General features: G+C 60.5%; 11 protein-coding genes. 6 read left to right on the top strand and 5 right to left on the bottom strand.

Going from position 1 to position 9057, the window contains the following annotated elements; genetic code table 11:
* Nucleotides 1-228: 228 nt before the first annotated feature.
* From NW863_RS04465 to NW863_RS04475, 3 genes are read right to left on the bottom strand one after another with little or no spacing between them, the layout of a single operon-like run.
* Complete coding sequence (locus NW863_RS04465) at nucleotides 229-570, bottom strand: hypothetical protein (protein WP_414364756.1); 342 nt, start codon at nucleotides 568-570, stop codon at nucleotides 229-231.
* A 58-nt stretch (nucleotides 571-628) separates the two neighbouring features.
* Nucleotides 629-1441 (bottom strand): peptidoglycan editing factor PgeF, encoded by an 813-nt coding sequence (pgeF, locus tag NW863_RS04470; RefSeq protein ID WP_414364758.1) that lies wholly within the window; start codon nucleotides 1439-1441, stop codon nucleotides 629-631.
* The gene (locus NW863_RS04475) at nucleotides 1438-1857 is read right to left on the bottom strand and encodes a DUF3119 family protein (protein WP_414364759.1); all 420 of its coding nucleotides are present in this window, start codon (nucleotides 1855-1857) and stop codon (nucleotides 1438-1440) included. Before NW863_RS04475 ends, pgeF begins: the two co-directional genes overlap by 4 nt.
* A 190-nt stretch (nucleotides 1858-2047) precedes the next feature.
* On the opposite strand from NW863_RS04475, the gene arsB reads away from it, so the two are divergent.
* Nucleotides 2048-3196 (top strand): ACR3 family arsenite efflux transporter, encoded by a 1149-nt coding sequence (arsB, locus tag NW863_RS04480; RefSeq protein WP_414364760.1) that lies wholly within the window; start codon nucleotides 2048-2050, stop codon nucleotides 3194-3196.
* A gap of 16 nt (nucleotides 3197-3212) precedes the next feature.
* Nucleotides 3213-3629 carry a YidH family protein gene (locus NW863_RS04485; RefSeq protein ID WP_414364762.1) on the top strand — a complete coding sequence of 139 codons (417 nt, stop codon included), beginning with the start codon at nucleotides 3213-3215 and terminating at the stop codon, nucleotides 3627-3629.
* On the opposite strand, the gene NW863_RS04490 is transcribed toward NW863_RS04485, so the two are convergent.
* Entirely contained in the window at nucleotides 3596-4003 is a 408-nt protein-coding gene (locus tag NW863_RS04490; protein WP_414364764.1) for an ArsR/SmtB family transcription factor, read from the bottom strand. The genes NW863_RS04485 and NW863_RS04490 overlap by 34 nt on opposite strands.
* 113 nt (nucleotides 4004-4116) lie before the next feature.
* Here NW863_RS04490 and NW863_RS04495 point away from each other — a divergent pair, with 113 nt between their 5' ends.
* From NW863_RS04495 to NW863_RS04510, 4 genes are read left to right on the top strand one after another with little or no spacing between them, the layout of a single operon-like run.
* Complete coding sequence (locus tag NW863_RS04495; protein WP_414364766.1) at nucleotides 4117-4833, top strand: MBL fold metallo-hydrolase; 717 nt, start codon at nucleotides 4117-4119, stop codon at nucleotides 4831-4833.
* 57 nt (nucleotides 4834-4890) lie between these two features.
* Nucleotides 4891-5358, top strand: coding sequence for a DUF29 domain-containing protein (locus tag NW863_RS04500; protein ID WP_414334972.1), 468 nt, complete (start codon nucleotides 4891-4893; stop codon nucleotides 5356-5358).
* 44 nt (nucleotides 5359-5402) lie between these two features.
* Entirely contained in the window at nucleotides 5403-5978 is a 576-nt protein-coding gene (locus tag NW863_RS04505; protein WP_414364767.1) for a rhodanese-like domain-containing protein, read from the top strand.
* A complete protein-coding gene (locus NW863_RS04510) occupies nucleotides 5975-7762 on the top strand; it encodes a SulP family inorganic anion transporter (protein ID WP_414364769.1) in 1788 nt (595 codons plus the stop codon). The genes NW863_RS04505 and NW863_RS04510 overlap by 4 nt, the downstream gene beginning before the upstream one ends.
* Here NW863_RS04510 and NW863_RS04515 read toward each other — a convergent pair.
* Nucleotides 7725-8993: a hypothetical protein gene (locus tag NW863_RS04515; protein WP_414364770.1), complete on the bottom strand. Its 1269-nt coding sequence runs from the start codon at nucleotides 8991-8993 to the stop codon at nucleotides 7725-7727. The two genes, NW863_RS04510 and NW863_RS04515, sit on opposite strands and share 38 nt — an antisense overlap.
* Nucleotides 8994-9057 lie beyond the last annotated feature (64 nt).

Genomic DNA, 9057 nt, shown 5'->3' on the forward strand with positions numbered 1-9057 from the left:
GCTCCTCCTCCAGACTCCAGAACGCTTCCCACTGCCGCAGGGTTTCTTGGAGAGGCGCGGCCAGATGTTCCGCCAACTCCGTCAGGGCGGTTTCCAAAGCGGCGAGGCTTTCTTCCGCCGCCTGGGTGAAGGCTGACACCCATTCCTCCAAGAGCTTCTCAAAATCCATGCAGTAGCGACCTGACTGAGAGTTTTCTTTTTACCTTACTGCTTGCCTGGGCAAGCTGCCTAACTTCCCCCTTGACAAACAGCATCTACTAACTCTTGATTGACCAAGGGAAATAGCTCTGCCAATTCTTCGGTAGATAGGTTGCCGGTACAGACATTGGCGCGGATGTGCCACTCCGCCCACATCAGCGCTGAGGCAATCGCAGGATCCTGGTCTTTCTGGGAGTTAGAGTCCCTCGCTGGCTTTGGAGCCAGGCGGCGTCCCGATCCGAGGTTCAGTTGCAGTACGCTGTCGCGGTTGATGCCGGTCAGAGAGGTCTGGGCATGGGCTTCTCCGACAAAGGCAAAAGGGAGAGAAAAAGCCACCCAAGACAATCCCCAAAAGGCAGCACGGCGAAACATGGGATCCCCGCCTGTAAGGTAGAGCTTTGAGGGCAATTATAGCTACTACTTGTGGCGGCTAGGGTTTATCCAACGCTGCGCTGGGCAGGCCAATCCCCGACCACTGCACACCATAGCAGCCTACCTCTTCCTTTCGGGATCCCTCGCGGCGATAGGAAAAGAAATCTTGCGGCTGAGCAAAGGTGCAATGAGGACTGATGGCAATTTGCTTGGAAGGGATCCCTTGGGCTTGGGCCTGGGCGCGGTGGATCCAGCGCAGATCTAGGCGCACCTTACCCGGCAGCGGATCCGGCCAGAGGGCAGGCCGGCGATCCACCCCCGACGGCAGCGCCTGCAGCACCTGCTCGGCCACTTCCTGGGAAACTTGGTAGGCTGGCCCGGAGATGGCTGGCCCCAGGGCAATGCAGATCTGGTCAGCAGGGATCCCGGCCTTTAGGAAAACTTGCAGCACCTTGGGCAAGATGCCAGCAGCCGTGCCCCTCCAGCCGGCATGAACAGCCGCCACCCAGGTAGGGCTAGCTATCAAGATTGGCACGCAGTCGGCGGTGCAAACCCAGGCAGAATCTAACTGGCGGCGGGCGATCACAGCATCTGCTTCGGGACGGGCGAAACTCCCTTCCCCGAGGTGAGAACCCGAAGCCCCCGCCTGGGGGAAGAGAACTTCATCCGCCCAGATCCAGCGACAGCCATGCACCTGACGGCCCCATGCAGCTCGTTCTGGGGGGAGTTGCAACCGGTCGGCCAGCTCGGCTGGCTGATAGGGGGAAGCTTGACGGCAGCCAAAAGCATGGGGCCACCCCGCCAGAAGTTGACACTGCAGCCAACGCCATTCCCCTGCCTCTTGCCAAACCCAGCCCCCGGAACCGCTCATCGGCCTGATGGGTGGAAAGGGGATCCCTGGGATTTCTGCCGGGCATGCAGGTGGCCCACCCGCTCTTCCAGGCACATCCTTAGCTCGACGGGATTGAACAGCATGGGCAGAAAATGGATGCTCCGGCTTTCCCGGAAGAAAAATAAAATCGGCACTGAGGGCCAGAAGATCTGCCAGTCCTGCCATTCGCTGTAGGGGAACTCGCGGATGCGCTGGGAGCCGCTGTAAACCTGTAGCGCCGTGCGAGTAAAGGCCAGCCCAATCAGACAGGTTTGCACCAGCAAGAACAGGCCAAATAGCCCCACCCCCAGGCCTGCCCAAAACGACAGCCAAAACAGCGGCACTGCCAACACCAGTACTGCCAGGCTGAGGCGAAAGTCTGGGTTCAACAGATGGGCTGAGTAGGGTCTGATCACTCCTTGCTTCTCCTCCGAATCCCAGCCCCATTCTAGGCTGCCGCAGCACCCCCCTGCAGAAGGGATCCCGCTTTTGCCTGGGTTGGAGGTAAACTGAACAAGTTTTTTTGATATATCCTGAGGAGAGCCCCTTAGGAAGGTGGCTACTCGGCAGCCTGCGTTTTCTCAACCCCAGTTTTCGGCTTTTCCCATGGCTCTCACCGAATCTGACCCCAAAGCTTTCCCCGGCGGCGGATCCCTGAGTTTTTTTGAGCGCTATCTCACCCTTTGGGTGGCTCTGTGTATTGTTGCCGGGATCCTGTTGGGTCGATGGTTTCCGGGCCTGGCAGAGGCGCTGGATGCCCTGAGCCTCTATCAGGTCTCCATTCCCATTGCCGTCTGCCTGTTTTTCATGATGTATCCCATCATGGTGAAAATTGATTTTGGCCAGGCAGCCCATGCCTTGCAATCGCCCAAACCGGTGCTGTTGACCCTGGGGGTGAACTGGCTGGTGAAGCCTTTTACCATGGTGGTGATTGCCCAGTTTTTCTTGGGGTGGCTGTTTGCCCCTTGGATAACCGGCACGGAAATGATCCGCGGTACAGAAGTGAGCCTCAGAAACTCCTACATTGCCGGGGCCATTTTGCTGGGCATTGCCCCCTGCACTGCGATGGTGCTGATGTGGGGCTATCTCAGCTATGGCAACCAAGGCCACACCCTGGTGATGGTGGCGGTGAACTCTTTAACCATGCTTTTCCTCTACGCGCCGCTGGGCCGCTGGCTGCTGGCCATGAGCGATTTAACGGTGCCCTGGCAAACCATTTTGCTATCCGTGGCCATCTACGTGGGCCTACCGCTAGTTGCAGGAGCAGCCTCTCGCTATTGGATTCTTAAAACCAAGGGCCGGGAATGGTTTGAGAAAGCTTTTTTGCGCTACCTCAACCCCATTGCCATCACCGCCTTGCTGGTGACGCTGGTGCTGCTTTTTGCTTTCAAAGGGGATCTCATTGTGGAAAATCCCTTCCACATTTTGTTGATTGCAGTGCCGCTTTTTGTGCAGACCAACCTTATTTTTGGCCTCACCTATGTGGCAGCCCAGAAACTGGGCTTGTGCTATGAGGATGCCGCTCCGGCGGCTTTAATCGGCGCCAGCAATCACTTCGAGGTGGCCATTGCAACGGCGGTGGTGTTGTTTGGCTTGAACTCCGGGGCCGCCCTGGCCACCGTCGTAGGGGTGTTGATCGAGGTGCCGGTGATGCTGATGCTGGTGGAAGTATGTAAACGCACCGCCTTTTATTTTCCCCGCCAGCCGGAGAAGGCCAGCTTGCCGGATCCCCGCTGTCTTAAAATCAGCCCTTGAGGGATCCCTGTAGCCCATGAACTTGCCCCCAGATCGCCAACGGGAACACCAGGCCAATGAGCGCACCTTTCTGGCCTGGCTGCGCACCTCTGTGGCTCTCATTGCCTTTGGCTTTGCCATCGCTCGCTTCAGCTTATTTCTGCGGCAGATTGAAGCCGCCCACTCCCCTGAGCAGCCCGCTGCGGCGCACGGCCTCCTGAATGCCCAGAACTTAGGCCTCCTGTTGGTGATCTTTGGAATCCTGATGATCGGCCTTTCTGCTTGGCGCTACAACCAGGTGATGCGGCAAATCGAGGCGGGCGACTTTCGCCCCAGCCGTTTCCTCATCTGGATCATGGCTGCCGTTGTGGCCCTGTTTGGGCTGCTGAGCCTTCCCCTGCTGCTGCGCCGCCCCCGCCCTCAGGAACCTCCGCGGCTTAGCCTGCCGGAGTGAAGGGCCGCCAGGGGTTCCAGTTGCCGAGCCTGCTGCTTGAGGCGCTTGATTAACTGCTTGCACACCACCTCGCACAGCTCAAAACAGATGGGATCCGCAATTTGGTAGTAGACGCTCACGCCCCTGGGCTCGCGGCTGACGATCCCTGCCTGCGCCAGGATCTTGAGATGTTTGGAAACGTTGGCCTGGCCCATGCCGGTGGCCTCTAGGATTTGGGTAACGTTCTTGGGCCCCGAGCGCAACTGACACAGGATCTGCAGCCGGCTGGGCTCCGCCAAAACCTTGAAGTACTCCGCCACGCTGGTCAGCACTTCCGGCGTCAGGGTCAACTGGCACTCGTCTTTGCCACCTTTCACGAGCTCGTCCCAATCCATAGTCTGTCTTGAGGGAGGTGGTAGCTTGATTTTAACACTAAATAGTTATATAGTAGCTCTAGAGACCCGAATTCGGATCGCTTTCGGGTTTTGTCAACAGACAGGAGGGCAGCATGCTATTTCGCCAACTGTTCGACGCCGAGACGAGCACCTACACCTATTTAATCGCAGACCCAGACACCCGCGAGGCCGTACTGGTGGATCCGGTGTTGGAGCAGGTGGAGCGGGACTGGAAGTTAATTCAAGAGCTGGGTCTGACCTTGAAGTACTGCCTGGAGACCCACGTTCACGCCGACCACATCACCGGTACCGGCAAGCTGCGGGAGTTGAGCGGCTGCCAAGGGGTGGTGCCGGTTCAGGCCAAGGCACAATGTGCCGACCGCTTCATCGGCCATGGGGAAACGCTGCAGGTGGGATCCATTGTCATCGAGGCCATCGCCACCCTGGGCCACACCGACAGCCACATGACCTACCGCGTCAATGGGGATCGCGTTCTGACCGGCGATGCCCTGCTCATTCGCGGCTGCGGGCGCACCGATTTCCAAAGTGGGGATCCCGGCTTGATGTACGACCACGTAACGCAGCACCTGTTTACTCTGCCGGACGAGACGCTGGTTTATCCCGGCCATGACTACCGGGGACACACCGTCTCCACCATTGGCGAGGAGAAGCGCTGGAACCCCCGCTTCGTGGATCCGGAAACCGGTAAGCTGCGCTCGCGGGAGAGCTTTATTGCCCTGATGAACAGCCTCAACCTGCCGCAGCCCAAGAAGATCCAGGAAGCGGTGCCGGCCAACGAGCAGTGCGGCCAAGTGGCAGCCGCAGTTTAGTTGCTAGGGCTGGCTAGACTTCTCTCAGGCGGCCCGTCAGAAAGGGGAGGGTTGAGAGTGGATCCCAAACATCTCTATGAGAGGGATTTCTATGCTTGGACTCAGCAACAAGCCCAATTTCTGCGGGAGCGGGCCTGGGAGAAGCTGGATCTGCCCCATTTAATTGAGGAGATGGAATCATTGGGCAGGCAACAGCGGCAAGAGCTGCGTAACCGGCTGGGAGTTTTGGTGGGGCACCTTCTGAAGTGGGAGTATCAGCCGCAGGCCAGATCGGTAAGCTGGCTTCTTACCCTACAGGTGCAGCGGCAGGAAGTTCTGGATCTGCTGGAGGAAAACCCAAGCCTGAGGCCCTATTTGCCGGAGGCCATCTCCAAGTCTTACCTGAGGGCGCTCCAACTGGCTCTAGAAGAGACCAAGCTGCCTAGAAAGACTTTTCCCCAGACCTGCCCTTACTCTCCCGAGCAAATCCTGGATAGCCAGTTTTATCCTGGCGAGCCCAGCAGGTTGCTGGAGGAGGAAGATTAGAAATCCCTAAGTCTTACAACAACCCTAGAAGCAAGGAAGAAACCATGACCGTAGCTCAACAAAATCCTACAGCTCAGCAGGAACGGGATCCCCGTCTCAAGGAGATCGACGCTTGGACTTTAAAGCAGTGGCTGGATCAAGGGCGGGTACAGCTCATTGACGTACGGGAGCCGGCAGAATACCACGACGAGCGGATCCCGGGGGCGATTAACATGCCTCTATCTACCTTTGACCCCGCCAAGGTGCCAGCCTCGACACCAGAAAAGCCGGTGGTGCTGCAGTGCCGTATGGGCAGCCGCTCCATCCGCGCCGGCTGTCAGTTGCTTGAATACGGCTGGCCGGAAGCGATAAACCTAAAAGGCGGGATCGAAGCTTGGAAGGCCGCCAAGCTGCCCACCACCCGCACCCGCAACGCGCCCATCTCGCTAATGCGACAGGCGCAGATTACAGCGGGATCCCTGGTGCTTGTAGGAACCCTGCTGGGAGCCTTTGTCCATCCCGGCTGGCTGGTATTGAGCGGCTTTGTGGGGGCGGGGTTGGTGTTTGCCGGGATCACCAACACCTGTGGCCTGGCGCTGCTTTTGGCCCGCCTGCCCTGGAACCGGGGTCAGACGCTATGAGCGGGATCCCGTCCGCCTCTTCCCCAAAGCAGGGGGTTTGGGCGCGCTACCTGCCCTTGGCCAAGGATTCCCTGTGGTGGCTTCGCTACCGGCGAGAGGATCTGCCGGGGGATCTCATTGCTGGGGTGGTCTCGGCCATCCTGTTGGTGCCCCAGAGCATGGCCTACGCGCTGCTGGCCGGCCTGCCTCCCGAGACAGGCCTCTACGCCAGCATCCTGCCGGTGATCGCCTACGGCTTCCTGGGATCCAGCCGGGCTTTGTCGGTGGGGCCGGTGGCCATCATCGCCCTGCTGGTAGCCTCGGGGTTGGAGCCGCTGGCCGAGCCGGGCAGCCCGGAGTATGGCCAGTTGGCGCTGGGCTTAGCTCTGGAAGCGGGCCTGATCCAGCTAGGGGTAGGGCTGTTGCGTCTGGGGTTTTTGGCCAATTTCCTGAGCCACTCGGTTATAACGGCCTTTAGCAGTGCCGCAGCCCTAATCATTGCCCTTAGCCAGCTTCGCCATCTGCTGGGGGTGAAGCTGGCCAACACCGAGTCCTTCTGGCTGCTAGTGCAACGGCTGTGGCAGAGCTTGGATGGGGTCAACTGGGCCACCCTGGGGCTGGGGCTGTTGTCCATCGCCCTGTTGGTGTACGCCCAGCAGAAGCTGCCGGCGCAACTGCGCCGCTGGGGGATCCCGCCCCTCTGGGAGTTGCTGCTCACCAAGAGTGCTCCCCTGGCGGCCGTTTTCTTAACCACCCTGCTGGTTTGGGGGTTGAATCTCTCGGAGAGGGCGGGGGTGGCAGTGGTGGGATCCATTCCGGCTGGACTGCCACCGCTGACGTTTCCCCAACTGAGCTGGCCAGAATGGGGATCCCTGCTGCCCACCGCCCTAGCCCTTAGCTTGGTGGGTTTTACGGAAAGTTATGCCATGGCCCAGGCCCTGGCCAGCAAGCGGCGGCAGAAAGTGGATCCCAACCAGGATCTGGTGGCCCTGGGAGTGGCCAACGTGGCAGCAGCCGTCAGCGGTGGCTTTCCGGTAACGGGTGGGATCAGCCGCTCGGTGGTGAATGCTCAGGCGGGGGCCAACAGCGGTCTGGCCTCGGTCATCACGGGATCCCTGATAGCTCTGGCCATGATCTGGCTGATGCCCCTGTTTACTTTCCTGCCCCAGACCACTCTGGCTGCCGTTGTGCTGGTGGCGGTGCTGGGACTGGTGGATTTTCACCCCCTGCTGCAGAGCTGGCGCTACGACCGCGGCGATGCCCTCGTTTGGCTGCTCACCTTTGCCAGCGTGTTGGCAATTGGGGTGGAGCGGGGGATTGGTCTGGGAGTGCTGGCCTCCATCCTTCTCTTCCTCTGGCGGGCCAGCCGCCCCCACATTGCCATTGTTGGCCAGGTGCCGGGTACCGAGCACTACCGCAACGTGCTGCGCCATGAGGTGATTACCGATCCGCGCATCTTGGCGGTGCGAGTGGATGAGAGCCTGTTTTTTGCCAACGCCGCCTACCTGCAGGAGTACATCCTGCAAGAGGTAGCAGCGCGGCCGGAAGTGGAACAGGTGCTGCTGGTGGCCAGCGCCATTAACTTCATCGACGGCAGCGCTCTGGAGGCCCTGACCGAATTGGTGGAACGTCTGCACCAGATGGGGGTGGGCTTTGCCCTGGCCGAGGTAAAGGGGCCGGTGATGGATTGCCTCAAAAGGGTGGGGTTTGTGGAGAAAGTGGGCGCTGAGCGCTTTTTCTTGTCGACCCACCAGGCGATGCAGGCACTCAAATCCCAGGCGATGCCGGCAGCCGCTTCCGGATGAGCACCAGGGGGGTCTGCTCCGCTGCATTGCCCGCCGGGTTCTTGCGCAGCGCCTGCTCCACCAGCTCCCGCTCCACCCCTGGGCTGGCCGCCAGAAGAGTTACCTCTCCCAAGTCGTTGGCATCCACAATGGCCACCTCGTAGCCAGTCTGGGCGTGGAGCTCGGCCACCAGCTTAGCTGGATGCCGCGGCCCCAAGACGATGAACTGGTCGTAGGGGGGCAAGGTGCCGGTGACATCGTCGATGAGGTCGGCCTGCTCCCCCGCCAGGGCATAGAACACCCCTGGGATCCCCAACAACTTGGCCAGGGATCCGACAACAAAAGCCCCCAGCACCCGCCAGGCTCCCGAGCAGTCGATCAGCGTCTGCATCCCGTAGCAGCTTGAGAGACTGGTCTTGGAGGGGAAGAAGTAGCAGAGGGTGCGGGCTAGCCAGCCAGGCTGCACCTGCAGGGGATGGCGAAAGTGGCCCTGGACGATGGCCGCCGCGCTTTCCGAGATGGCCACGATATCACCGGGCTGGATGTGAGGGCCCACGTAGCGCTGCAGCACCTCGGCAAGGTCATCGCTGGGGGTAAGCAGAGGGGTGGGAATGGCAGCCCAACTCACTGGCCCCTGCTGCTGCCAGGCCAGCTCCGGCAAGGGATCCACTTCCTGCAAGGGCAGGATTAGGTGGCTAGTCTTAAGGGTGCGCCTCTGCCGCCCGTACTGGACGTAGTCCAGCTCCAGCCAGGCCGAGCGCAAATCTGTCAGCCCTTCCCCCCTCAGCTCGATCTCCACTTCCAAGCCGGTCTGGCTTTGGGGGGTAATGATGTAGGCCTGCCAGTAGTTGTCCTGGCGAGGGGGCAGATCCACATGGCGGGAGCGCAGGCGGATCTGGGTTTGGATCCCTTCGATGGAGCTGGCACTGAGCAAATGCAGTCGCGGCTGCACCTGGGCCAAGGTGACCTCAAAGAGGGGGTTGAGGTTGCGGGCCACGAACTCCGCCTGGATAAGCCAGTGATCGGGGCTGAGGCGGTTGAGGTGCCAGCTCTGCGGCTCCACCACCAGGCAGTCGGCGGGGCGGGTCTTCCGCCAGTACAGCACCGTCGCCAAACTCAAGAGCAGCCCGGCCACCACCTGAATCCAGCCTGAGGGATCCCCCAGCCAACGCCAGATCCCCCAGAGGCTCAAGACCACCCCAGCCAATACGCCGGCCACCACACCTCGGCTCACCGTCCGGATTGTTGCCATCGGGATCCCACTCCTTGCAATCGTTAAGCCCTGCTAAAGCCTGCCCCTTCCGTCCAGCCCGCCC

Origin of the sequence: Synechococcus sp. B60.1, from assembly GCF_047462555.1 — a bacterium.
Lineage (GTDB): Bacteria > Cyanobacteriota > Cyanobacteriia > Thermostichales > Thermostichaceae > Thermostichus.